Annotated in this window: 25 protein-coding genes; 21 read left to right on the top strand and 4 right to left on the bottom strand. The window is 42.8% G+C overall.

From position 1 onward, the window contains the following. Positions 1–396: 396 nt before the first annotated feature. Positions 397–1005, bottom strand: coding sequence for a tetratricopeptide repeat protein (locus tag Q1V85_RS08085; RefSeq protein WP_300598795.1), 609 nt, complete (start codon positions 1003–1005; stop codon positions 397–399). Next, entirely contained in the window at positions 1002–2006 is a 1005-nt protein-coding gene (locus Q1V85_RS08080) for a VWA domain-containing protein (RefSeq protein WP_300598794.1), read from the bottom strand. The genes Q1V85_RS08085 and Q1V85_RS08080 overlap by 4 nt, the downstream gene beginning before the upstream one ends. A 572-nt stretch (positions 2007–2578) precedes the next feature. Between Q1V85_RS08080 and Q1V85_RS08075 the strand changes: the two genes are divergently transcribed. Next, positions 2579–2920, top strand: a complete 342-nt coding sequence (locus tag Q1V85_RS08075; RefSeq protein WP_300598793.1) for a hypothetical protein — start codon at positions 2579–2581, stop codon at positions 2918–2920. Continuing rightward, positions 2917–3003: a hypothetical protein gene (locus Q1V85_RS25185; RefSeq protein ID WP_366914007.1), complete on the top strand. Its 87-nt coding sequence runs from the start codon at positions 2917–2919 to the stop codon at positions 3001–3003. Before Q1V85_RS08075 ends, Q1V85_RS25185 begins: the two co-directional genes overlap by 4 nt. A gap of 29 nt (positions 3004–3032) precedes the next feature. On the opposite strand, the gene Q1V85_RS08070 is transcribed toward Q1V85_RS25185, so the two are convergent. Then, a complete protein-coding gene (locus tag Q1V85_RS08070) occupies positions 3033–3917 on the bottom strand; it encodes a penicillin-binding transpeptidase domain-containing protein (RefSeq protein ID WP_300598792.1) in 885 nt (294 codons plus the stop codon). A 119-nt stretch (positions 3918–4036) separates the two neighbouring features. Between Q1V85_RS08070 and Q1V85_RS08065 the strand changes: the two genes are divergently transcribed. Beyond that, complete coding sequence (locus Q1V85_RS08065; RefSeq protein WP_300598791.1) at positions 4037–4609, top strand: 2'-5' RNA ligase family protein; 573 nt, start codon at positions 4037–4039, stop codon at positions 4607–4609. Here Q1V85_RS08065 and Q1V85_RS08060 read toward each other — a convergent pair whose 3' ends face one another. Beyond that, positions 4610–5791, bottom strand: a complete 1182-nt coding sequence (locus Q1V85_RS08060) for a heparan-alpha-glucosaminide N-acetyltransferase domain-containing protein (protein WP_300598790.1) — start codon at positions 5789–5791, stop codon at positions 4610–4612. 172 nt (positions 5792–5963) lie between these two features. Here Q1V85_RS08060 and Q1V85_RS08055 point away from each other — a divergent pair, with 172 nt between their 5' ends. The 18 genes from Q1V85_RS08055 (at position 5964) to Q1V85_RS07970 (ending at position 22990) form a co-directional block, all read left to right on the top strand. Further along, a complete protein-coding gene (locus Q1V85_RS08055; protein ID WP_300598789.1) occupies positions 5964–6458 on the top strand; it encodes a UpxY family transcription antiterminator in 495 nt (164 codons plus the stop codon). Between the two features lie 9 nt (positions 6459–6467). Further along, positions 6468–7295, top strand: coding sequence for a polysaccharide biosynthesis/export family protein (locus Q1V85_RS08050; RefSeq protein WP_300598788.1), 828 nt, complete (start codon positions 6468–6470; stop codon positions 7293–7295). Positions 7296–7348: 53 nt separating this feature from the next. After that, entirely contained in the window at positions 7349–9712 is a 2364-nt protein-coding gene (locus Q1V85_RS08045) for a tyrosine-protein kinase (RefSeq protein WP_300598787.1), read from the top strand. A gap of 47 nt (positions 9713–9759) precedes the next feature. Continuing rightward, complete coding sequence (rfbB, locus tag Q1V85_RS08040; RefSeq protein ID WP_300598786.1) at positions 9760–10815, top strand: dTDP-glucose 4,6-dehydratase; 1056 nt, start codon at positions 9760–9762, stop codon at positions 10813–10815. Positions 10816–10881: 66 nt separating this feature from the next. Next, positions 10882–11325 carry a four helix bundle protein gene (locus tag Q1V85_RS08035; protein ID WP_300598785.1) on the top strand — a complete coding sequence of 148 codons (444 nt, stop codon included), beginning with the start codon at positions 10882–10884 and terminating at the stop codon, positions 11323–11325. Between the two features lie 274 nt (positions 11326–11599). Further along, positions 11600–12457: a glucose-1-phosphate thymidylyltransferase RfbA gene (gene rfbA, locus Q1V85_RS08030; RefSeq protein WP_300598784.1), complete on the top strand. Its 858-nt coding sequence runs from the start codon at positions 11600–11602 to the stop codon at positions 12455–12457. Positions 12458–12777: 320 nt separating this feature from the next. After that, positions 12778–13182 carry a WxcM-like domain-containing protein gene (locus Q1V85_RS08025; RefSeq protein ID WP_300598783.1) on the top strand — a complete coding sequence of 135 codons (405 nt, stop codon included), beginning with the start codon at positions 12778–12780 and terminating at the stop codon, positions 13180–13182. 122 nt (positions 13183–13304) lie between these two features. Next, positions 13305–13883 carry an acyltransferase gene (locus Q1V85_RS08020; RefSeq protein ID WP_300598782.1) on the top strand — a complete coding sequence of 193 codons (579 nt, stop codon included), beginning with the start codon at positions 13305–13307 and terminating at the stop codon, positions 13881–13883. Between the two features lie 4 nt (positions 13884–13887). Next, positions 13888–14889: a Gfo/Idh/MocA family oxidoreductase gene (locus Q1V85_RS08015; protein ID WP_300598781.1), complete on the top strand. Its 1002-nt coding sequence runs from the start codon at positions 13888–13890 to the stop codon at positions 14887–14889. 5 nt (positions 14890–14894) lie between these two features. Further along, entirely contained in the window at positions 14895–15299 is a 405-nt protein-coding gene (locus Q1V85_RS08010; protein WP_300598780.1) for an FdtA/QdtA family cupin domain-containing protein, read from the top strand. Continuing rightward, a complete protein-coding gene (locus Q1V85_RS08005; RefSeq protein WP_300598779.1) occupies positions 15292–15708 on the top strand; it encodes an FdtA/QdtA family cupin domain-containing protein in 417 nt (138 codons plus the stop codon). Before Q1V85_RS08010 ends, Q1V85_RS08005 begins: the two co-directional genes overlap by 8 nt. A 41-nt stretch (positions 15709–15749) precedes the next feature. Next, positions 15750–16202 (top strand): GNAT family N-acetyltransferase, encoded by a 453-nt coding sequence (locus Q1V85_RS08000; protein ID WP_300598778.1) that lies wholly within the window; start codon positions 15750–15752, stop codon positions 16200–16202. Continuing rightward, positions 16203–17138 (top strand): hypothetical protein, encoded by a 936-nt coding sequence (locus Q1V85_RS07995; RefSeq protein ID WP_300598777.1) that lies wholly within the window; start codon positions 16203–16205, stop codon positions 17136–17138. Between the two features lie 16 nt (positions 17139–17154). Next, the gene (locus Q1V85_RS07990; RefSeq protein WP_300598776.1) at positions 17155–18258 is read left to right on the top strand and encodes a DegT/DnrJ/EryC1/StrS family aminotransferase; all 1104 of its coding nucleotides are present in this window, start codon (positions 17155–17157) and stop codon (positions 18256–18258) included. 20 nt (positions 18259–18278) lie between these two features. Then, the gene (locus Q1V85_RS07985; protein ID WP_300598775.1) at positions 18279–19760 is read left to right on the top strand and encodes an O-antigen translocase; all 1482 of its coding nucleotides are present in this window, start codon (positions 18279–18281) and stop codon (positions 19758–19760) included. Continuing rightward, positions 19748–20677, top strand: a complete 930-nt coding sequence (locus Q1V85_RS07980) for a glycosyltransferase (RefSeq protein ID WP_300598774.1) — start codon at positions 19748–19750, stop codon at positions 20675–20677. Before Q1V85_RS07985 ends, Q1V85_RS07980 begins: the two co-directional genes overlap by 13 nt. A 56-nt stretch (positions 20678–20733) precedes the next feature. After that, complete coding sequence (locus tag Q1V85_RS07975) at positions 20734–21798, top strand: glycosyltransferase (protein ID WP_300598773.1); 1065 nt, start codon at positions 20734–20736, stop codon at positions 21796–21798. Next, entirely contained in the window at positions 21791–22990 is a 1200-nt protein-coding gene (locus tag Q1V85_RS07970) for a glycosyltransferase (RefSeq protein ID WP_300598772.1), read from the top strand. The genes Q1V85_RS07975 and Q1V85_RS07970 overlap by 8 nt, the downstream gene beginning before the upstream one ends. Positions 22991–23045: the final 55 nt, after the last annotated feature.

The raw sequence follows: 23045 nt of genomic DNA, 5'->3' as shown, positions 1-23045 counted from the left end.
GCCAAAGCGCCGGCCGCAACCCGGGCAGGTTCGCTTCGTTCGGCTCCGCTACGCTCCGCCTCACTTCGCTTCACCTGCCCGGTGGTTAACTCTCCAATACAGTTACTTAATATTTATTTACACAAAGAACTAAACACTACCGATTTTGTCATTCCCCGGCCCCTTTGTCTCGCTGTCCCCAAAAAAACTTTAGCTATTAGCCATCAGTTCTCAGTGTCTTTAATCGTATCTGTCATGCTCAGGTGATAACACCCTGTTGAGGAATAGCATTGAATAACTGATCTGCTTATCACGAACGGAATCATCTGATAACTGATAGCTGACCACTGATCGCTACAATAGATCATCAGGTATGAAACGGGACCTAATCTTAAACCTCAAACAAAGCGCTCCCGCCTACCAGTCTTTCCCGGCGCTGGTTCCATACTGTGATTTATCTTCGGAGATCCGTTGTTGCGTATTTTTTTCCTTGTTTTCCAGCTTGTCGAGCTGGTTTTGAGCCTGTCGCTGGTTTAACCGCGATCTGTCGGGCTTCCGGTTCTCATCTTCTTTTTTATCCTGTGCGCCACCGCCGCCGCTTTGTTTTTTTCGCTCCAGCAACGCTTTCTGCAGGTTTTCGCGCGCCTTAAGGTCATTGCTGTTGAAGCGCAGGGCATTCTTATAGGCTTCAATGCTTTCTTCCAGTTTATTCTGGTTAGAATATACCACGCCGGTATTGTAATAAGCGCCGGAGCGCAATTCGTTACTCGTTTGCCCGGATGTTGCCACCTGTTCATAGGTCTTCAGCGCGTCTTCCTGCTTTTTCAACCGGTACAGGGCATTGCCTTTGTTCATAAGGGCAATGTATTTTTGTGGACCATCCATCGCCTTATCATAGGCCTTTACGGCTTCTTCCATTTTGCCTTCGCCATAATATTCGTTCCCTTGTTTTATAAAACTGTTTCCATCCTGGGCAAACAGGGGAAGGGCGATCAGGTTCAACAGGTATAGGAAACGCGCTTTCATTCTTTTGTTTTTTTACCCTCCGGCAATAACTGTTCGGTTACCAGTAACAGGAGCATTACCGCTGCAAATACCCAGAAGTAATAAGAAAAGCTCATCAGGCTGGTATCCCCGGTTACCTTTTTGTCGATCTGCGTCAGCTGTGCATTGACCGTTTTAATCGCTGCGTCGATATCGGTCAGGTGTACGTAAACACCATTGGTATTGCTGGCGATCTGCTGTAATTCTTTCTGGTTGAGTTTTGAAATAATCGGCTGACCGGTTTGCGGATCCAGTTTATTGCCGCCTGTGGAATCATCGGGTATATACGTACCCTCGGGGGAGCCGATGCCAACGGTGTTCACCATCAGCCCGCGTTTTTGCATCTCCTTCGATAATTCCAGGGCCTTTTCATCATGATCTTCTCCGTCAGATATCAGGATCACGGCCTTAAACTTGGCTTCCCGCTCTCCAAAGGTTTTCAGGCTTTCTTCCAGCGCATCTCCGATAACGGTACCTTTTACCGGAACCACATCCGGGGAGGCGTCATTGACATAGATCTGTGCGGCACCATGGTCGGCGCTGATGGGCATCTGGATATAGGCTTTACCGGCAAACCATACCAGCCCGATGCGGTTATTGGGCATGGCATCCATCATTTTACTGATAAACTGTTTGGCCAGCAGCAACCGGCTGGGCTTTACATCCTGGGCCAGCATGCTTTTACTAAGGTCGAGGGCAAAAACCACATCAATGCCCTCACGCCTGATGCCATCGCTTCCTCCCGGTTTGCGCAGGCTCATGGTGCAAAGCACGCCCATCAGGAACGCCAGGCATAATAAAACAAACTTAAGATTAAACCGGAAAGGACTGTACCCCCGGATCATGGATTTTACCAGGGCCGGCTCTCCGATTTTACGGATGGTTCTTTTTTTCCATTGTTTTACTGCTGAAAATAGCAACAGGAACAGCAGCACCGCCGCACTCAGCCAGATAAAATAAATGTATTGAAACTCAAACTTCATTGACTTCGTAAAGTTAATAAGTTCGGCGGGTTTAAACGTTAACAGGTTGATAAGTTACGGTTCGGGAGACCGGTTTCAGGTTCGATCCCGCTCATACCCGGTGCCGCGTGTCAAATTCCCGGCTGAAAGCTGATCGCTGACAGCCGGCCCCGGCTTCGATCGGTTTCACACTCAATTCCCTATGCCAGATCCCGATCCCGGACGTCATCAACTGAAAACTGATCGCTGACAACTATTGCCGACCGACAAAAGCAAATCCTTTCCCCAATTCCGGCATACCGCATACCACTCCCTTACCGATACCGAAACGATATACAAACGATACAGCCAGGATACAGCCAGGATACAGAAACGATATACAAAGGATATAGAAAGGATATACAAAGGATACAGAAAACATGCGTTTTGAGATCAGAAGGGATCAATAGGGATCAATAGGGATCAGGAAGGATCATAAGGGGTCAGAAGGGATCAGGAGGGATCAATAGGGATCAAAAAAATAAAACAGCGCTTAAATGCCCCATCTTTATGCAAGCAAACATTTATTGATTCATTTTTAAAAAATTACAACCATGTACAGCGTCACCAATTCCATTTTAAGCGGCACCTCCGGCCGCACCGGGCGTATTATTATTGCCAACGTGCATGGCGTGGAAATAAGCCGCACCCGGCCTTTGAAGCGCAATACCATTAGCGAACCGCAGGTAGCACACCGGGAACTGTTTCGTTTTGCAGTAGCTTTTTTAGGCTTGTACAAGTCCTTTGCCCGCCTGTTCTTTGGCAAGCGTAAAGGGCTGGCAACACCCTATAACCAGGCACAGGCCAATGTAATGGAAAACATTCAGCTTAGTGGCAACGATGTAACATCGACTACACCAAGGTGCTTATTTCGAAGGGGAACCTGCTGGAAATGATTCCCGGCAGTATTAGCGCAGGAGCGGCACAGGCTATTACGGTTACCTGGACCAATAATGCGCCGCCGGACAGCAGTAGCTGACAACTGAAAACCAGTTCTTCCCCGCAGGATCACATCTTCCCTTCAAAGAATCCCAGCTGCTTCAAAATATCCTTTAGCATTTTCAGCCGCACAGTGGTCATATCATATTTAGGATCCGCGGATTCTACGTTCAGTACAAAAAAATAAGGGTGACGGTTCTCCTCGATCCAGCCAACGATCCAGCCCAGCGCATGGCCTTTTTCGGTTGTGGCCCAGCCGGTTTTATAAGCCAGTTTGTAATTGGAATTGTCCTCGAAGAGCATAGCATTCTTTACCTTTTCCTGGTAAAGTTTAAAAAATGGCAACTCGTTGAAGTACAGTTTTTTCACCAGTCCCAGGTTTTCATCAGGGGTCAATTTAAGGGTATTGTCGAGCCAGAAGGTATCAATAGCAGAATGGATCTTAAAGAGGGTATCTTTTTTCCCGGCACCGTAGTGCAGTGAATCCAGCCAGTACTGCATTTTTTCTTTGCCGATCCGCCGGGCCACTTCCTGGTAATAGGGCACGGCTGAAACACGGAAGGCCTGGTACATGTTCAAATCTTTATTCCATTCAGGAATCGCCCGCTGAACCCCGTCCCAGGGAATAACCATGCTGTCGCTGGAAATAATGCCCGTTTGAAGTCCGATCAGTGAATTTACGATCTTAAACGTGCTGGCCGGCAGGTAGGCGCTATCCCGGTAGCGGGCCAGGTTATACACGGTAAATTCGCCGGTACCATTATTCAGCAGGGCAAAGGTTCCGTTGAGCTGGTGCTCATCAAAGTACTTTTTTAACGAATTATCCTGTTTTACATTGTTTTGGGTACAGGAAACGATTGAAATGGCCATTACAGATGCCCAAAACAGTTTAGAAGCTTTACGCATCCGGCTCGCAGCGGCATTCTTTTTTCTGGTAACTTTTGTAAAAAACATAATAAATATTGAACAAAGAATTGAATTCGCCGGCAAAAATACAACCCGTTTGCCTTTGGCAGGGATTTAATAATTTCTGGCACCCGAATTGCATCTTTTTTTATACTTAATAGCCTATTATGCAGGATATTATAACTTATCAAAGAGCGGCATTGAACCATTACCGTTTAATACTGGATACACCTGCAGCGGTAAAGCGTAAAATTGCGGATGCGGGTACCCGGTTAAATGCATTTTTTCCTGGTACACCTCTTTCCGGCGGTACTGTTTTTATGTACCTGGCCAGTTTTTCGGTTTATGAGCCGGATGAAGTAGCGGTAACCGATCTGTTGCACCGGGTAGCACTAGCTGCTATGCCTTACCGGGTTCATTTAAAAGGATTTGCACATCTGGAAACAAAAGAAATCTATATTCCCGCAGTGGAAACGGCCTGGATCACCGCGCTTATTGATACCATTGCAGCCTTACCGGCTCCATGGAGCAATGAGCGGTTCAATGTGTTGCCCCGTATCTCCCTGGCCCGGAACCTGCAGCCCTGGCAGTTTGACCGGGTATGGCCCTATTTTGAAAAGGAATCCTTTCAGGCCCGGTTTGTTATGGATGGAATGCTCCTTTTACGACAGCTCGAAGGGGCTAAACCCTGGCAGATAGAACGGAAGCTTTTATTTGAAAATCAACTAATTGCAGAATAGTTATACTTTTATATAAATTTTCTTTTTATCGAGCCAGTAGCAGATGGCCCACATAAAAAGAATAACGCAGATCGCGTATAGAAGCGACCCGTTTTCCTTGGCACCGGGTGTATGCACCAGTACTTTTGTATAAAGCCAGTTCCAGGGGGTGATGCCTTCTTTTGTTTTAAACAGCGCGGCTGTTTTGGGTAAAAAGGCGCTTAATGCAAAAATAAACAGGGGATTTTTTCCAAAAACCTCGAAGAACCGGCCTAAAAAGCCTGTTTTTTCCCGGATTTCGATAAAATAGATCATGGTTGCAATGGTTACCATGGCCAGGCCTGTTGTATATACGGTATAAGAACTGGTCCAGATCTTTTTATTGATCGGGAATGCCATATCCCAGCAGAAACCCGTGAGTAACAATGCCATGCCCGCTACAAAAAGCCCCGTCAGCATTTTAAACATAGGATTCGCAGGGCTGTTTTTATCCAGGTTGGCAGGTAAATCAGCACTGCTGTTCCGGATATACATTCCCACAAAATATCCAAAAACCACCTGAACAATGGCCGGCAGGGTACTGGCAATACCTTCGGGGTCAAAGGGTACTCCTTCTCCTTTATACATATGGGCGGTATGCAGGATCAGCTTATCCACCTGTTCTGTTCCAAACCAGCCGGCAAGGCTATAAGGATCAACGGGGTTGCCAATGATGCAAAGGGCCCAGTACAGCAGGAGCAGGATTACCGAAAGCAACCCGGCGGCTTTGGGCTTCAGATAATAGGCAATAATGGAAGCAAAAAAATAGCAAACAGCAATACGCTGCAATACGCCAAAAATGCGGACGCCCTTTTCAGGACCGGAAGTCCAGGGAATCAGCTCCAGCGCTCCTTCGTTCCAGCGCATAAAGGGATACCAGTTTAAAAAAAGGCCGATCCCGAAGATCATCAGCGTTCTTTTGATGATTTTTTTCCAAAAAAGACGTGGTCCGGCTTCCTGCAAACGGGGCATCACAAATGCCATGGCGTTGCCCACCGCAAACAGGAAAAAAGGAAATACCAGGTCTGTAGGGGTCAATCCATGCCAGGGGGCATGCTCCAGCGGGCCATAAATATGGGCCCAGCTACCCGGGTTATTGACCAGGATCATCAGGCAAACAGTAGCGCCTCGGAAAACGTCAAGCGATCGGTACCGGATTTTCATTTTTTGATGAATAATATGGTAAAATACAAATTTAACCCATATCGCATTACAAGCGGGAGAGAATTTTCCGTATAAACATTGTTACCGCTATATTTGCAGGGATGTTCCTGTGGCATCTTGTCCGGTCATATTTGATAGGGATGTGACTGAGGGGGCGAAGCCGTGTAAACAAATGAAAGAGAAAAACTGGTATGCGATCTATACAAAGCCCCGGTGGGAGAAAAAAGTATCAAAACTACTTACAGACCGACATATTGTTACCTATTGCCCCCTAAACAAAGTAAAACGCAGATGGAGCGACCGCATGAAAACCGTATGGGTTCCGCTATTACCATCTTATGTATTTGTGTACATTGAAACATCAGATATGCAGAAAGTAAGGGAAACACCTGGAGTCGTTAATTTTGTATATATCGAAGGCAAACCCGCTATCGTTAAAGATTTTGAAGTGGCCCGGATCCGGAAATTTTTGAGCGAGTTTGAGAACGTAGAACTGGAACCTTTTAACCCCCAGCGAAATCAACGGGTAATGATCAACCAGGGCATCCTGGTGGAAGAGGAAGGCCGGGTCATCGATTTAAAGAATAACAAAGTGGAAGTAGCTATCCAAAGTCTTAATTATAACCTGGTGGCCCTGTTTGATAAATCGAAACTGATCAATAACTAAATCAACTTTATGAAACTTATTAATTATACAGCAACACTGGCCGTTGTGTTGTTGTTGGCATCCTGTGCTACCCAGCAAAAGCTTCCCAAATACCTGGAGGGAGCTAACAATGAGTCGATCGACAAGCAAACCAATTTTCCCGAATTGATCATCCAAAAAAATGACCAGCTGGCCATCCAGGTGTACAGTGATTTTATACCTACAAAAGATCTGAATCCTGACCTGTTGTATAACCAACCCCTGCCGGGAGGCGGTGGCGCCACAGGTACCGGGAATATGGCCAACAACACCAGCACTACCAGCGGTTACCTGGTAGATGGTGACGGCAATATCGACTTTCCAAGGCTGGGAAAAATTCATGCAGAAGGGCTTAGTAAAAAACAACTGGAATCGGAAATAAAGAAAAGACTGACAACGCCTGTAGAGCTTTTGAAAAACCCTACGGTACTGATCCGTTTTCAAACCTATAAGATCGTTACTGTAGGAGAGTTTAATAATCCCCAGGTATTGAATATCCCAACGGAGAAAGTGAATATTTTTGAAGCTATTTCGATGGCGGGCGGTATTACCGAATGGGGCAAAAAAGATGAGGTAAAAGTGATCCGGGAACAGGATGGCAAGCGTGAAATGGGGATTGTGGATCTTTCTTCCGCAAATGTATTTACGTCGCCTTATTACTACCTCCGGCAAAATGATATCCTGCTGATCGACCCGGTTAAAGACAAACAGGAAGTAAAGGATGAGACAAGGCGCCTGAGCCGGATATCATTTGCGACCTCCATTGCATCTACCGCTGCTGTAATAGCGTCTATCATTATTACGATTACCAGGAAATAACGGGTATGAAATTTCCTCAGACATTTATATTATAAAATACGGCAATCACAACTATGCAATCCATCGAGAAAAGAGAAATGTCGAGCAATCTTAGTGCAAGAGAGCTTCTTTATAAATACATCCGTTTTCTTCCCCTGGTTATTTTCAGCCTGGTACTGGCTTTTGCGGTAGCCTGGCTTTACCTGCGCTATACACAGGAGCAATACAGTTCCATCGGGAATATGCTCATTACCACCGAAGAGTCGAAGGGTGATAAGGTGGAGGACCTGATTGCGGGGAAAAGTAAAACCACCAACCTGCTGAATGAGATCGAAGTGCTGAAATCGCGGCCCCTCCTTACCCGGGTGGTGCGGAGTTTGGGGTTGCAGATCGGGTACATCAAAAAAGGCAATGTAAAGAACATGAATGCCTATAAACGGGCCAGTTTTGCATTTGTTCCGGTTCAGCTGGTGGATTCGGCTTCGTCTTTTTCAGTGAATATTGATTTTGTAAATGCCAACCAGTTCCGGATCGATAAAAAGAATACCCTGTACAATTTTGACCAGCTGTTTCAGACGCGGAACGGCGTCTTTAAACTGGTAAAGGACGGCGGACAGCCGGAGTCCGGGGCGGAGTTTACGGTAACCTATAGTCACGAAGATGTGGTGGCCGCCGGTATGATCCGGGATTTAAATGTGCAGCCCAAAATGGCTAATACCGGTATCTTATTGGTGGAATATCATTCTCCCAACCCCTATCTGTCTGCCGATGTGGTCAATACGCTCATGAAAGAATACACCATCTGGAAAGTAGAGCAGGGCAATACGTCAATGGATCTTACCATCGACTTTATCAATAACCGTTTGGGTATTGTGCAGCATGATATTGACAGCCTGCAGCAGAAATTGGTATCCTATCAGCAAAGCAATAACCTGGTAGATGCCACCCTGCAAATTACTGCACTGTTGCAGCGGGCACAGGAGCAGGACGCGGCCGGCCAGGAACAACGGATGGCCTTAAATACCCTGGAACAATTGGAGAGCTCTGTTGCAAAGGGGGGCAATAGCACACTGGCACCCTCGGCGCTTGGCATTAAGGATCCGGGGCTAAGCGATATGTTAACCAAATTAAATGAAGCACAGCTGCAACGGAAGGCCCTGGTTGACGGCAATGTACCGGTAGACAATCCCCAGGTGAAACAACTGGATCAGAATATTGACATGTTGCGGAAAGGAACATTAGCAAATGTAGATGCCCTTAAAAACAGCTATAAAAAGAACCTGGGTCTTGTTTCTTCCGAAAAATCGAAAAATACGGGAGGCGCGCTGCAGATGCCGGCGAAGATCACCCAACAGGCAGAGATTGAGCGGGACCTGACTTCCAAACTGGCACTGGCAAAAGTATTGGGAGAGAAACGGGAAGAGGCGGCCATTAAACGGGCCAGCACCATTTCCAATACCAAGATCATTGAGAAGGCGGAACCCGACCTGGTTCCTGTAAAGCCCAGTCCTAAAACGGTTAAGCTGGCTGCCTTGCTTTTTGGATTGGCTATTCCCGGTTTGTTCATCTTATTAAAGGAAGCGTTTAACGACCGGGTAAATACACGGGCGGATATTGAACGGGTAACCGATGCCCCGATACTGGGAGAGATTGGTCACTCCAAATCGGATCATACCCTGGTAGTAAGCAAAACCAAACGCACCCTGATTGCCGAACAGTTCCGGCTGCTTAGATCGAACCTTCAATATATTACCGGTAAACGGGATAAAGTAGTGATCCTGGTAACCTCTTCCTTTGGCGGAGAGGGGAAATCGTTTATCAGTACCAATATTGCGGCGGTTTACGGATTGACCGACAAAAAAACGATCGTACTGGAATTTGACCTGCGAAAACCAAAGGTGTTAAGCGGGTTGGATATGCAGAAGCGGCAGGGGATCAGCAATTATATGATCGGCGATGTAGACCTGGACAGCCTAATCATTCCGGTTGCCGGAGAGGAAAATATGTTTGTATTGCCCTGCGGCCCCATACCACCCAACCCGGCAGAACTGTTGCTGAATGGAAAAACAGACCAGCTATTTGCCCAACTGAAAAATAAATTTGATTATATCGTTATTGATACGGCACCGATCGGAATGGTAAGTGATGCGCTTACCCTGGCTAAGTATGCAGATTGTACCATATATGTAACCCGCCAGGGACATACCTTTAAGAAACAGCTGAACCTGATCAATGAAATGTATGATAACCGGAAAATGCCCAATCTTTCCATTGTACTGAATGATACTAAAATGCCTACTGGTGGCGGGTATTATGGTAACTATGGTTATGGCTACGGTGAAAAGACCGGCAATGATTATTACCAGGATGACACATTTATTGACGGAAAGAAGAAGAAAGGTTTTTTTAGCATTTTTGGAAAAGCTAAAAAGGGATAAGCACTGCGCTATATCAGGGGGCTCTAACAATTAATATTTAATAGCTGATGTCAAAAAAAATTATCATTACCGGGGGTGCGGGATTTATCGGATCGCATGTGGTGCGTTTATTTGTAACCACCTATCCGGAATATACCATCATCAACCTGGATGCGCTTACCTATGCGGGGAATCTTGAAAATCTTAAGGATATAGAAGACCGTCCGAACTATATTTTTGAAAAGGTCAATATCGTTGATGCGGAAGCGGTGAAATCCGTGTTTGAAAAACACCAGCCGGACGGGGTAATTCACCTGGCGGCGGAGAGTCATGTTGACCGTTCCATTACATCGCCCCTGGACTTTGTATACACCAATGTGATCGGTACCGTAAACCTGCTGAATGCAGCCAAGGAATTATGGAAAGATAACTATGAGGGCAAGCGGTTTCACCATGTTTCTACCGATGAAGTATATGGCGCATTGGGAGAAACCGGTTTCTTTACGGAAGAAACAAAATATGATCCGCATTCGCCCTATTCTGCCTCCAAGGCATCTTCCGATCATTTTGTATATGCCTACTCAGATACCTACGGGTTGCCCGTGGTTTTAACCAACTGTTCCAATAACTACGGGCCCAATCATTTTCCTGAAAAGCTGATCCCGCTGATGATTCACAATGTGATCCATAACAAACCGCTACCCATCTATGGCGATGGAAAATATACGCGGGACTGGTTGTATGTGATCGATCATGCCCGGGCGATTGACCAGGTATTTCATAAGGGTACTGTTGGTGAAAAGTACAACGTGGGCGGCTTTAACGAGTGGAAAAATATTGACCTGGTAAAACTCCTGTGCGCACAGATGGATGAAAAACTGGGACGTCCGGCGGGTACCAGTGAGCAGCTCATCACCTTTGTAAAAGACCGGCCGGGCCATGATCTGCGGTACGCGATTGACGCCACCCGGATCAATAAGGAATTGGGATGGGCACCTTCGGTTACATTTGAAGAAGGATTGTCTAAAACGATCGATTGGTACCTGGAAAACAAAGAATGGCTGGATCATGTTACCAGCGGGGACTATCAGCAGTATTATGAGCAGCAGTATAAAGTTGGATGATGGCTGAAGATCGTTGAATGAGCGTTGAATTTGGTTGAATAGTTGTTAACCATTTAAAAACAGATCATGAGCACATATCAGTTTTCTTTTGAAAAATTAGAGGTCTGGCAAAGAGCAAAGGTTTTGGCGGGAAAGATATATAAAGAAACAGAAGTATTCCCTGCCGAAGAGAAGTACGGTTTAGTGTCTCAGATGCGACGGGCTGCGGTATCGGTTTGTGCCAATATTGCGGAGGGTACAACCAGACAAACTGCAAAAGACCAGGCCTATTTTACGACTGTTTCCTACGGTAGCCTGATGGAACTTTTTAGTCACCTGGCTATAGCTGCCGATCTTGGTTATGTGCCAACAGCAGAACTGGATGAATACAGGGCTGCTGTTCAGACTTTATCTGTAAAGCTTTCCAACTTAAAATCTGCGCAATTGAAACGGATAGGAAAAATCAGCTTCATTTGGCTGTTTTTGTTCTTTCCGGATATTGTACGCCCTCCTGCTATATTGCATTCATAGAGGGGTATGTTTGTTGAGGATGGTTTAATAGTTGTTGAATGTGGTTTAATAGTTGTTGAATGTGGTTTAATAGTTGTCGAATGTGGTTTAATGATTGTCGAATGTGGTTTAATAGTTGTTTAACTATAATTCAACAATCTTCAACAACCTTCAACAACCTTCAACGATGTTCAACAATCTTCAACGATGTTCAACAATCTTCAACGATGTTCAACAACCTTCAACAACATTTACCCACCCGTAAAAGTCACCTGAATTAGCGAAATTCGCATCTATGAAAGGAATCATACTCGCCGGCGGCTCCGGCACAAGGTTACACCCTATTACAAAAGCGATCAGCAAACAGCTGATGCCGATCTACGATAAACCGATGATCTATTACCCGCTGTCTGTGTTGATGATGGCAGGAATCCAGGAGATATTGATTATTACCACTCCGGAAGACCAGCCGGGGTTTAAACGCCTTCTTGGTGATGGCGCGCGCATCGGCTGCCGTTTCGAATTTGCAGTGCAGGAACAGCCCAATGGACTGGCGCAGGCATTTGTAATTGGTGCGGATTTTATTGGTACCAACAAGGTAGCGCTGGTGCTGGGGGATAATATTTTTCATGGAGTAGGGCTGGGTTCGCAATTAAAGAAACTGACCGATGTAGAGGGGGGCTATGTATTTGCCTACCAGGTGTCGGATCCCGAGCGGTACGGTGTAGTGGAGTTTGATGAAAACAGGGTGGCACAGTCAATTGAAGAAAAGCCGGCAGCGCCAAAGTCGAACTATGCGGTACCCGGGCTTTATTTTTATGACAATACGGTGGTGGAGATCGCAAAAGAACTGAAGCCTTCTCCCCGTGGTGAATATGAGATCACGGATGTAAATAAGGAATACCTGAACAGAGGCCGGCTACAGGTGGCGGTACTGGACCGGGGAACGGCCTGGTTAGATACCGGAACCTTTGATTCCTTAACAGATGCGTCGGAGTTTGTACGGGTGATTGAAAAGCGGCAGGGCTTAAAAATCGGCTGTATCGAGGAGATCGCTTACCGGAACGGGTTTATCAGCAAAGAACAGCTACTCATCCTGGCCGACGAACTGGCGAAAAGCGGTTATGGAGATTATTTGAAGAAAATAAAGTAATTTGAAAATGTGAGGATGTGGAAATGTGAGCATGAAGATCCGGCTATGGGCATTCCCGTAACAGCCACTGATGCTGGTTTTTAATTTTTGAATGTTGATCGTCGGCTTTTGATTTTTGGTTCTTGACTTTTGTAATTTGTAATTCAATCCCGTTTCCTTAGGCAATTTTTATGGTTGCCGCAGATACGCTGATTGCGCCTGCGGCGCTTTTCTGCGACATTGTTGTATTTAAAGCCAACACCAAATCTGCGCAACTTGTCACGCCCCGGGCGTGATCTGTGGCTTTAAGGAAACGACATTGATTTGTAATTTGAATCTTAATGAATGCACAATTGATACAGGGAGGACATCATACAGACCAGCGGGGCTCCTTGTTGTTTAACAATGGTTTTGATGCCGGTCCCGTAAAACGGATCTATACAATTGAACATAATAATACCGAACTGGTAAGGGGCTGGATGGGCCATGAAGTGGAGCACCGGTGGTTTACCGTTGTGCAGGGTATATTTAAGGTAACGGTGAAAATGATAAGTGATTGGGCGAAGCCGGATTTGAGTGGTGAAGGTACAGAACGCTTTTTGTTAACGGCCGGGTCCCTTGATGTACTGCATATACCACCCGGGCATATTTTTTGCTTACAGGCATTGGAGCCAAGCTCAAAAATCCTCGTTATGGCCGATCATCCGGTGGGAACTACGAATGATGAGCACCGGTACCCGGTTTAGAAGACAAATTTGAAAATGTGGAAATATGTCTGTGCCTCCGGGGGAATGGAGATACCGGAATTAAAACTAAAGCACAACCCGGAACCTGAAAATATCTATCGTCTAATATCTAACATCTAACAATGTCTGCAACCTTTTTCGCACACCCTACTGCCATCATTGATGAAGATTGTATCATTGGCACGGGCACAAAGATCTGGCACTTCTCCCATATTATGGCGGGCTGTACCATTGGAGAACACTGCAACCTGGGGCAAAATGTAGTCGTATCACCTAAAGTAGTACTTGGTAATAATGTGCGGGTGCAAAACAACGTTTCGATCTATGAAGGCGTCATATGCGAGGATGATGTATTCCTGGGGCCCAGCATGGTGTTTACCAATGTCATTAACCCCCGTAGTGCAGTGAGTCGAAAAAGCGAGTATAAACAAACCCTCGTAAAAAAAGGTGCCACTATTGGGGCAAATGCCACTATAGTATGCGGTAACACCATTGGCGCTTATGCATTCATTGGGGCAGGAGCTGTAGTAACGAAGGATGTACCAGCTTACGCATTGGTGGTAGGCAACCCGGCACGGCAAACCGGCTGGATGAGTGAATACGGGCATAAATTAAAGTTTGATGGAGATGGTAAGGCGGTTTGTCCGGAGAGTGGAGCGGTATATGAATTGAAAGCACGTCAGGTGTTTAAAGTTGAATAGGCGAATGGATCAGAAAATAAGATTTGCGGTTGTAGGATATGGGCATATGGGCAAGCGTCATGTAAGCGTGATTCAGGAACATCCTGATTGCAAATTAGCGGCTGTTATCGATATGCATCAACAGCCCATGCTACCCGGTATTCCGTTCTATAACGATTTAGATGATTTTTTGGAATCATCAGCAGTTACAGAAACGGATGTTGTGGTCATCGCTACGCCGAATGGATTGCATGCACAACATGCATTGAAATGCCTGGACGCGCAAAAGCATGTATTGATTGAAAAGCCGATGGCCCTGAGCAAGGCTGATGCCGATGCCATTATTGCTAAAGCGAAGGAGGTGCAGCGGCAGGTATTTGTAATGATGCAGAACCGGTTTAGCCCGGTAAGCAGCTGGTTAAAGGAGCTGACGCAAAGTGGTGTGTTGGGAAAAATATTCTTAGTCCAGGTGAATTGTTTCTGGAACAGGGACCAGCGGTACTACAAAAAGGAAAGCTGGCATGGAACAAGGGAGTTAGACGGAGGTACACTCTTTACCCAGTTCAGTCATTTTATAGACCTGATATACTGGTGTTTTGGCGACATCTCCAATATCCACTCAAGTTTTCGAAACTTTAATCATAACGGAGTGATTGATTTTGAAGATACCGGCATCGTGCATTTCGATTTTGTAAAAGGAGGTATGGGCTCTTTGAGTTACACAACAGCAGTTTGGGATAAGAATCTTGAAAGCAGTATTACTGTTATTGCTGAAAACGGATCAGTGAAAGTGGCGGGGCAATATATGGATAAAGTGGAATATTGTCATATTAAGGATTATGCGCTTCCTCGTCTGGAAGACCGTATGCATCAAAAGGCCGGTCAGCGAACCAATCCAGGCACCGCAAATCATGATCTTATTCTTGAAAACATTTTAAGGGCATTGAAAAGCGTTGACGGCTCTGTTGTTAGTGGAAATGACGGATGGAAAGTCGTTGATATGATACAAAATATTTATAAAAACTAGCCTGTATGGATTTGAAACCCCATATTATTCAGCTGCCAAAAATACTTGATAAAAGAGGGAACCTCTCTTTTTTTGAACATCCCCGTCAATTGCCTTTTAGCATTGCCCGAACCTATTGGATCTATGATGTGCCCGGCGGGGAAACCAGGGGCGGACACGCTTTTAAAGAGCAGCAGGAGTTTATCGTAGCTTTATCCGGAAGCTTTGATGTGGTCTTGCATGACGGCGAAAACGAGCAGGTATTTTCTTTGAACAGAAGCTATTATGGTTTATACGTTCCGCAAATGTATTGGAGGCGGATGGAGAATTTCTCAACGAATTCGCTTGCATTGATCGTATCTGATAAAGCTTATGATGCATCTGATTATATCAGGGAATTTGAGGAATATAAACGGCTAAAAAATGACTAAAAGTGTAAACGTTTTTGATTGTTCAGTGATCGACCTGGGAAAGGTTGGTTTTGATAAGGGGCATTTGACGATTGTGGAAAATGAAAGCCATTTCCCGTTTGGTGTGCGGAGGGTGTTTTATTTGTATGATATTGCCGGCGGAGAAAGCAGGGGGGCACATGCACATAAAAGCTGTCATCAGTTCCTGGTGGCTGTAAGCGGCTCCTTTGAAGTACAGCTGGATGATGGCAAATATAAACGGCAGGTGTTTTTGAATAGACCAAATATCGGCGTTCATATTCCTCCGGGTATTTGGGCCTCGGAGATCAATTTTTCATCGGGTTCTGTATGCCTGGTACTTGCATCCCATGAATATAATGAGCTTGACTATATAAGAGACTACGTTGAGTTTAAAGAGTTTGTTGGATAAGAAAAGCTTTAAGTTGCGGAATAACAAAAACCTATATATTTATGAATGCTATAAGACTTGAATCGTATAACGAAGTATATCTAGAAAAGTCATGGCATTGGCTGAATGATCCCGAAATAAAATGTCTAACCAACACTAGAAGTTTTACAAAAGATGATCAGCAAAAATGGTTTCATGCATTGGCCGGCAGAAGTGATTATAAGTTGTGGGGAGTATCATATAACGCTATTCCAATCGGAGTGTTTGGAATAAAGAATATTGAAAATGGAAGCGGCGAGTATTGGGGCTATATCGGAGAAAAAGAATATTGGGGAAAGGGTTTGGGGCCGGTCATTATAGGTGCAATTATAGATCAGGCAAAACAACTCAACCTAAAACGATTGTATTTAAAAGTAATTGGGGAGAATGTTAGAGCAATAAAGCTCTATAGAAAAATGGGCTTTCAGTTTAGTTCAAAAGAAGAAGGACTAATGGTTTTTACAAAACAATTATAGATGTTTTTATTAAGAAGATATAGCAGCGAGTTTCGGGTAGAATGGGATGATTTTATTGAGCGGTCGAAAAACGGGTTGTTTTTTTTTAAAACAGATTACTTGTTTTATCATTCTGATCGATTTATAGACCATTCTCTCCTTGTGTTTAACGAACATAAGGAACTTTGCGCTGTCTTTCCCGCTAATGAAAATAAGGCTATTATATATTCGCATCAGGGATTAACTTTCGGTTCACTGATATTATCATATAAAACAAAGGCTAAAGACGTTCTATTAATATTTGAGGAAATTATTCGATACTATCGAACTTTAGGTTTTGAAAGAATTATTTACAAGCAGATTCCCTATCATTTCAATAAGTATCCTTCCCAGGAAGACGCATATGCGCTGTTCCGGAATGACGCAGTATTGTTTAGACGTGATATTTCCAGCGTTATCAAATTGTCAGAAAGACTGGGCTTCTCACCCGCAAAAAAAAATCTTGTAAATAAATGTATGCGTATAGGTTTAAATGTTGCGGAAAAACAAGATTTCAGTATATACTGGAGTTTATTAGAAAGTGTATTATCTAAATTTCATACTACTCCTGTTCACACACTGGTTGAAATACAACGATTAAAGAATCAATATCCCAATGAAATACGATTGTTTGAAACATGGCACAGCGGCGTATTGTTGGCGGGTGTGGTAATATTTGACTTTGGAAGTTCCGTACATACTCAATATATGGCTAATTCATCTGAAGGACGAAAAATAGGAGCGCTTGACTTTTTGATTTATCACTTGATTAATAATGTCTTTATGGATAAAGATTTCTTTTCTTTTGGAATTTCCAATGAGAATGACGGGAGATACCTGAACGAAGGGTTAATTCAGCAAAAAGAATTGTTAGGGGCAAGAGGTGCTTGTCTGGATTTTTATGAATTGAATCTATAAAATAAAAAGAGTATTCATGATTAAGTTTTTGGACTTGCTGAAAATAAACCTTGTTCATCAGCAGGAAATAGAAGAGCGGCTATTAAAAACATTCAGATCCGGATGGTATTTATTAGGTGACGAAGTAAAGAACTTTGAGGCTAATTTAGCAAGATATATTGCCGCGCCTAACGCAATTGGGGTGGCGAACGGCCTGGATGCCTTACGTTTGATATTTAAAGCCTATATAGCTTTGGGCGTCATACAGGAGGGAGACGAGGTGATCGTGCCTGCCAATACCTACATTGCATCTATTTTGGCTATAAGTGATAATCATTTAAAGCCGGTACTGGTAGAACCGGATCTGGATACGTATAACATTGATTTTCCAAAAATAGAGGCCGCCATTACCGCCAAAACGAAGGCAATAATGGTAGTGCATTTGTACGGTCGTGTTGCGTGGTCGGTGGAATTGAAGCAACTTGCAGAAAAATATAATCTGAAAATTATTGAGGACAATGCACAGGCTATTGGCGCTTCTTTTAAGGGGAAAAAAACCGGGGCTCTGGGAGATGCGGCGGCCTTTAGCTTTTACCCCGGAAAAAACTTAGGAGCGTTGGGAGATGCGGGTGCGGTAACAACAAATGATGACCGGCTGGCCACCGCAATACGGGCATTGGCAAATTACGGGTCTAATCAGAAATACGTAAATATTTACCAGGGAATGAATTCCCGTTTGGATGAGATACAGGCCGCAGTACTGGATGTTAAGCTAAAGTATATTGATGAAGAAACGGAAATCAGAAGGAAGATTGCTAACCGATATATCCGGGAGATAAAGAATAATGCAATAACACTGCCGGAACCGCCTGCAGATGAGGAAGAACATGTGTGGCATTTGTTTGTGATACGTACAAAAGAGCGAGACCGATTACAGGCTTACCTGACGGACAATGGTATACAAACATTGATCCATTATCCGATTCCTCCACATAAGCAGGAAGCATACAATGAATGGAATGACTGGTCATTCCCCCTTACGGAACAGATACATAAGGAAGTGCTGAGTTTGCCTGTGAGCCCAGTAATGGATGATAGTGAGATAGAACGTATAATAGCTGTTATAACGGGCTATAAATAGAAAGAGCGGCAGGAGAACCAATGGAGAATACACAGTCATCGTATCGGCAAATATTTAAAGCAACTTCTTTATTTGGAGGTGTCCAGGCCTTTAATATTTTGATATCAATTATAAGATCTAAAGTAATTGCGGTACTATTAGGACCCGCTGGTATGGGTGTCGCCGGGCTTTTTACAAGTACATTATTGCTGATGTCAAATATTACTGGTATGGGGCTTGCATCAAGTGCGGTCCGGGATGTAGCAGCAGCACACCAGCGAAATGATATTACAGCGATTTCAAGAACTGTAAAAGTACTTAACAGGTTGGTATGGATTACAGGACTACTGGGAGGAATCATAGTTTGTCTTACTGCGCCTTATTTAAGCAAAATTACGTTTGGCGATACCTCATACACAGTTGCATTTTATTGGCTTTCGATTTCATTGGTATTTAGTCAGCTAACTGCAGGAAGAAATGTTTTATTACAGGGCACACGGCAATTAAATCGCCTTGCTAAGGCGAATGTGCTTGGATCCTTATTGGGCTTGTTGATAACATTACCTTTATATTATTGGTATGGCATAAACGGAGTTGTTCCGGCTCTGATACTGACTGCTTTATGTACGCTGCTCATTGCGCTCTATTTTTCGCGACAGGTAAGGACCGCTGCTGTTACTTTAACCCGAAGCGAGACATGGAATGAAGGAAAAGGCATGTTAAAAATGGGCTTTATGCTAAGTCTTAGCAGTTTAATGGCTTTGGCTGAGGCATACATTGTGCGCATATTTATTAGTAATACCGGCAGTGTTGAAGATGTAGGGCTTTATAACGCGGGGTTTGCAATTATTGGAACTTATGTAGGAATGATTTTTACAGCCATGAGTACAGATTACTATCCCCGTTTAGCTGGAGTTGCTAATAATCGGGTACAAAGGAATCAGCTGATTAATCAGCAGGCAGAAGTTGCTATTTTTATATTGGCTCCAATTCTTTGCACCTTTATTGTTTTTATCAAATGGGGAATCGTTTTGTTATATTCGGGGCAATTTGTATCTATCGATGCAATGATTCATTGGGCTGCATTAGGAATGTATTTTAAGGCGGCAAGTTGGTCTGTGGCATTTATATTTTTAGCGAAAGGAGATTCTAAATTGTTTTTTTGGAATGAACTTGGTGGAGTGGCAAGTCTACTGCTTCTCAATATACTTGGATATAAGTTTCGAGGATTAAGTGGTTTAGGTATGTCATTCATGGTTGGCTATATACTTTATTTTTTTCAAGTTTTCCTTATTGCTAAATTTAAATATGGGTTTGCATTTTGGAAAGCTTTTTATAAAATATTTTTATTTCAGTTCTTGTTAGGTGTAACATGTTTCCTGGCAGTCACATATTTGCCGGGATTATTAAAATACGTAGTGGGTATTGCTGTTTTGTTATTATCATTATTTTACTCTTTTAAAACAATGAATAATCGTATAAGACTGTGGCCTGTTTTGAAAAGCAAATTATGGAGAAGGTAATGCCGTTGATTTCTATAGTGGTAATTACATATAATTCGGCTCAATATGTCCTGGAAACCTTGGATAGTATAAAAAAACAAACATACAGAAATGTAGAACTTGTCATTTCAGATGATGCGTCTAAGGATAATACGGTAGCCATATGCAGCGATTGGTTAAAGTCGAACAGTCGATTTTTTCAAAGGGTTGAGTTACTAACGGTATCTGAAAATACGGGCGTTACAGCTAATTGTAATCGAGGATTTAACAGAAGCAGTGGAGATTGGATCAAGTTTATTGCCGGTGATGATATACTTTTAGATGCATGTTTAGAAGTAAGCTACAAACAAGCAATGGAGTGTAATAGTGATTTGGTTTGTTCTAAACTTGTTTACTTTAATTCCGAAAGAGAGTGGAGAGATCAATCAAATGCAAATGAGTTTTTTAATTTGCTAAGCCCTAACAGAAAGCTTAAGGTTTACTGTCGGTATAGCTTTTTTACCAATACTCCTTCCTGGTTGATAAAGCGTGAAGTGTTAGCAAAGCAAAATGGCTTTGATGAGAGCTATAAAATGCTGGAAGATCAGGTGTTCTTTTTGAGCCTTTTGCGAAACAAATATTCTATAAAGTTTTTAGATGATTTTACGGTAAAATATAGATTACATGGTGATTCAGTAGTTCAAAGCAGAAATGGTATTTTTATTTTGGAATTAAAGAAAAGCTTTCGTGAAATAAGAATAAAATCATTAAGTTACTTTAATTTTAAAGATATTCTTTACATCCTCGATGATAGGATCGCCATTAAAATAGCACAATTTCCCGAGAATTATTTTTATAAAATCTTATGTCGCTTAAGTCCAGCAAGGTATTTTAAGTTAATTATAGATAAGTGTCCTAATTCTCGAACGTTTTATTTTATCAAATATCTTTTGTCGTAAAATTTTGTAGCAAGAATAATAGAATTGGTATGATAAATGTGTAACATGTTGTAACTATGAAAATTCTGCGTCTTACTACACTTCTTGATTTTGGAGGACAGGAGAAACAATATGTTAGCTTTACTGAAATTCCAAAACTGCTCCAATATGATTATGTGTTTGCAGCAATTGGTTATGGCGGCAATTCTGAAAGAATACTAAGGGAAAAAGGATATGAAGTGCATATTTTGGATCGTCGTGTTTCAATCAGAAACATTTTGAATATATGGGCTGTATATCGGTTGATAAAAAAAATCAAGCCAGATGTGGTTCATACTGCTGCCACTGAAGCTAATTTTCATGGTATTATTGCTGCAAAGTTAGCAGGAGTAAAATATATTATTGGAGAGGAAATAGGGATACCTAGCCATTCAAATTTAGCGCAGAAGCTTTTTTCGTGGATATATAATCTGGCGAACAAAGTGGTATGTGTATCGCAATCAGTTAAAGATTATTTAGTTAAAATTGGCGAGATAAAGGAGTCGAAGGGGGTTGTTATTTATAATCCGGTATCAGTTCCAATGAGGTATCCGCAAAAAAAAGGTAATTATTTTCATATAGTATTTGTTGGAAGGCTGGAGCGAATTAAGAATGCGGATACATTGATTAAATCTATTGGAAGACTGAAATCTTTAGAAGTTCGACTAACTATAGTGGGAGATGGACGAGAAAGAGAATCTTTGGAAAAGCTAGCAGGTGAGATTAATGTACGAGAAAATATCACATTTACAGGCTTCAGTGATAATCCATCTGAATATCTTAGTGATGCTGATTTGTTTGTTTTACCATCTTATTCAGAGGGGTTTGGAATTGCCGCGGTTGAAGCAATGTTTTTAAAAATACCGGTGTTATGTACGAACATAGGCGGGATTTCAGAGTTTGTGCGAGATGGAGAAAATGGATGGCTCTTTGATCCTTATAATGTTGAGCAGTTGACGGGAAAAATTAGAATGATTGCTTCAATGAATACGGAGCAAAGAATGGACATTGGGAAAAATGGGTTTATAACGGTGAGTGATAAATTTACGATAGCAAAATATATAAATAATTTAGAACAGTTGTACTCCGAAGGCGATGTCTAAAGCTTTACTTTTTGTTACATGGGATGGCCCTCAAACAAATTATTTGGAGGGGCTTTTTATGCCGATTTTTTTCGAGATTTCGCGAAAGAAAGATATCACATTTCATATTATTCAATTCTCATGGACAGATCAAAGTAAACATAGCCATCTGAAGCAATTGGCCCAAAAGTATGGATTCATTTACACTCAGTATCCGGTCTTGAGAAAACCCAATATTTCTTTCGGCGCACTGCTGACAGTTGCAGGTGCAAAAAAAAAAATAGCTAAATATCTTATCCGAAATAACATCGATGTGGTGATGCCCAGAAGTATTTTTCCTGCAATGATGTTAAATAGTCTTTCACGTGGCAATATTAAAATGATATATGATGCTGATGGTTTAGCCATAGAAGAACGTGTCGATTTTTTGGGAATGAAAAAGAGCTCCCTTCAATATAAATTTTTGACCTCTATGGAGCGTAAAATGATTGTTAGGGCAGATGTGGTAATAACCCGATCTCAAAAGGCAAATGACATACATATATCGAATATTGGGACGAAGTTCCGCCATAAGTTTTTTGTTGTCAATAATGGAAGAGATACTGCTTTGTTTCATAGAAGTGAGCAGTATCGAATATCTGCCCGCAATGAGTTGGGTATAAAGGAAGATGAAACCCTTTTTGTTTATGGAGGCTCTTTGGGTAATCAGTATTGTTTGACCGAAATGCTGAATATCTTTGAGGGATATCTAAAACAGTATAAAGCCAGATTTCTGATCTTAACGGGTGATTTTGAGTATTTGGAAGCAACAATTCCTCAGGCATTACTACCTTTTGTAATTTATAGGACAGTAAACTATGAGCGCGTTCCATATTTTTTGAACGCCGGAGATTTGGCATTTGCATTGCGGAAACCGACATTTAGTATGCAGGGAATAGCTCCCATTAAGTTAGGAGAGTACCTACTCTGCGGCCTGCCGGTAATTGCGAGTAAAGGTATTGGTGATACGGAGGACTATTTTAAGTTTTTTGAAGACTGCTATCTTTTTGATCATACATTGTCTCTGGAGTCTCAGTATGAGAACATCATTGATTTTATCAAAAAAGCTAAGAAATGTAATAAATCCAAAATTGCTTCAAAGGCAATTTCCTTTTTCTCTTTGGAAGCAGCTGCAGAGTCGTATATAAAGGCCTTTGATAGCATTGGGATATAAGAACATTGAACATTCGGTATTAAGAATAGGAGTCCAACATCTAATTTGTTATTTT

It is taken from the genome of Niabella sp. (assembly GCF_030150205.1).
Taxonomy (GTDB): Bacteria; Bacteroidota; Bacteroidia; order Chitinophagales; family Chitinophagaceae; genus Niabella.
This window is presented reverse-complemented; position numbering and strand designations above follow the sequence as displayed.

Excerpts from the sequence above, each read along its gene's own strand:
- Q1V85_RS08085 (WP_300598795.1), bottom strand. The coding sequence starts at position 1,005 with ATGAAAGCGCGTTTCCTATACCTGTTGAACCTGATCGCCCTTCCCCTG.
- Q1V85_RS08080 (WP_300598794.1), bottom strand. The coding sequence starts at position 2,006 with ATGAAGTTTGAGTTTCAATACATTTATTTTATCTGGCTGAGTGCGGCG.
- Q1V85_RS08075 (WP_300598793.1), top strand. The coding sequence starts at position 2,579 with ATGTACAGCGTCACCAATTCCATTTTAAGCGGCACCTCCGGCCGCACC.
- Q1V85_RS25185 (WP_366914007.1), top strand. The coding sequence starts at position 2,917 with ATGATTCCCGGCAGTATTAGCGCAGGAGCGGCACAGGCTATTACGGTT.
- Q1V85_RS08070 (WP_300598792.1), bottom strand. The coding sequence starts at position 3,917 with ATGTTTTTTACAAAAGTTACCAGAAAAAAGAATGCCGCTGCGAGCCGG.
- Q1V85_RS08065 (WP_300598791.1), top strand. The coding sequence starts at position 4,037 with ATGCAGGATATTATAACTTATCAAAGAGCGGCATTGAACCATTACCGT.
- Q1V85_RS08060 (WP_300598790.1), bottom strand. The coding sequence starts at position 5,791 with ATGAAAATCCGGTACCGATCGCTTGACGTTTTCCGAGGCGCTACTGTT.
- Q1V85_RS08055 (WP_300598789.1), top strand. The coding sequence starts at position 5,964 with ATGAAAGAGAAAAACTGGTATGCGATCTATACAAAGCCCCGGTGGGAG.
- Q1V85_RS08050 (WP_300598788.1), top strand. The coding sequence starts at position 6,468 with ATGAAACTTATTAATTATACAGCAACACTGGCCGTTGTGTTGTTGTTG.
- Q1V85_RS08045 (WP_300598787.1), top strand. The coding sequence starts at position 7,349 with ATGCAATCCATCGAGAAAAGAGAAATGTCGAGCAATCTTAGTGCAAGA.
- rfbB (WP_300598786.1), top strand. The coding sequence starts at position 9,760 with ATGTCAAAAAAAATTATCATTACCGGGGGTGCGGGATTTATCGGATCG.
- Q1V85_RS08035 (WP_300598785.1), top strand. The coding sequence starts at position 10,882 with ATGAGCACATATCAGTTTTCTTTTGAAAAATTAGAGGTCTGGCAAAGA.
- rfbA (WP_300598784.1), top strand. The coding sequence starts at position 11,600 with ATGAAAGGAATCATACTCGCCGGCGGCTCCGGCACAAGGTTACACCCT.
- Q1V85_RS08025 (WP_300598783.1), top strand. The coding sequence starts at position 12,778 with ATGAATGCACAATTGATACAGGGAGGACATCATACAGACCAGCGGGGC.
- Q1V85_RS08020 (WP_300598782.1), top strand. The coding sequence starts at position 13,305 with ATGTCTGCAACCTTTTTCGCACACCCTACTGCCATCATTGATGAAGAT.
- Q1V85_RS08015 (WP_300598781.1), top strand. The coding sequence starts at position 13,888 with ATGGATCAGAAAATAAGATTTGCGGTTGTAGGATATGGGCATATGGGC.
- Q1V85_RS08010 (WP_300598780.1), top strand. The coding sequence starts at position 14,895 with ATGGATTTGAAACCCCATATTATTCAGCTGCCAAAAATACTTGATAAA.
- Q1V85_RS08005 (WP_300598779.1), top strand. The coding sequence starts at position 15,292 with ATGACTAAAAGTGTAAACGTTTTTGATTGTTCAGTGATCGACCTGGGA.
- Q1V85_RS08000 (WP_300598778.1), top strand. The coding sequence starts at position 15,750 with ATGAATGCTATAAGACTTGAATCGTATAACGAAGTATATCTAGAAAAG.
- Q1V85_RS07995 (WP_300598777.1), top strand. The coding sequence starts at position 16,203 with ATGTTTTTATTAAGAAGATATAGCAGCGAGTTTCGGGTAGAATGGGAT.
- Q1V85_RS07990 (WP_300598776.1), top strand. The coding sequence starts at position 17,155 with ATGATTAAGTTTTTGGACTTGCTGAAAATAAACCTTGTTCATCAGCAG.
- Q1V85_RS07985 (WP_300598775.1), top strand. The coding sequence starts at position 18,279 with ATGGAGAATACACAGTCATCGTATCGGCAAATATTTAAAGCAACTTCT.
- Q1V85_RS07980 (WP_300598774.1), top strand. The coding sequence starts at position 19,748 with ATGGAGAAGGTAATGCCGTTGATTTCTATAGTGGTAATTACATATAAT.
- Q1V85_RS07975 (WP_300598773.1), top strand. The coding sequence starts at position 20,734 with ATGAAAATTCTGCGTCTTACTACACTTCTTGATTTTGGAGGACAGGAG.
- Q1V85_RS07970 (WP_300598772.1), top strand. The coding sequence starts at position 21,791 with ATGTCTAAAGCTTTACTTTTTGTTACATGGGATGGCCCTCAAACAAAT.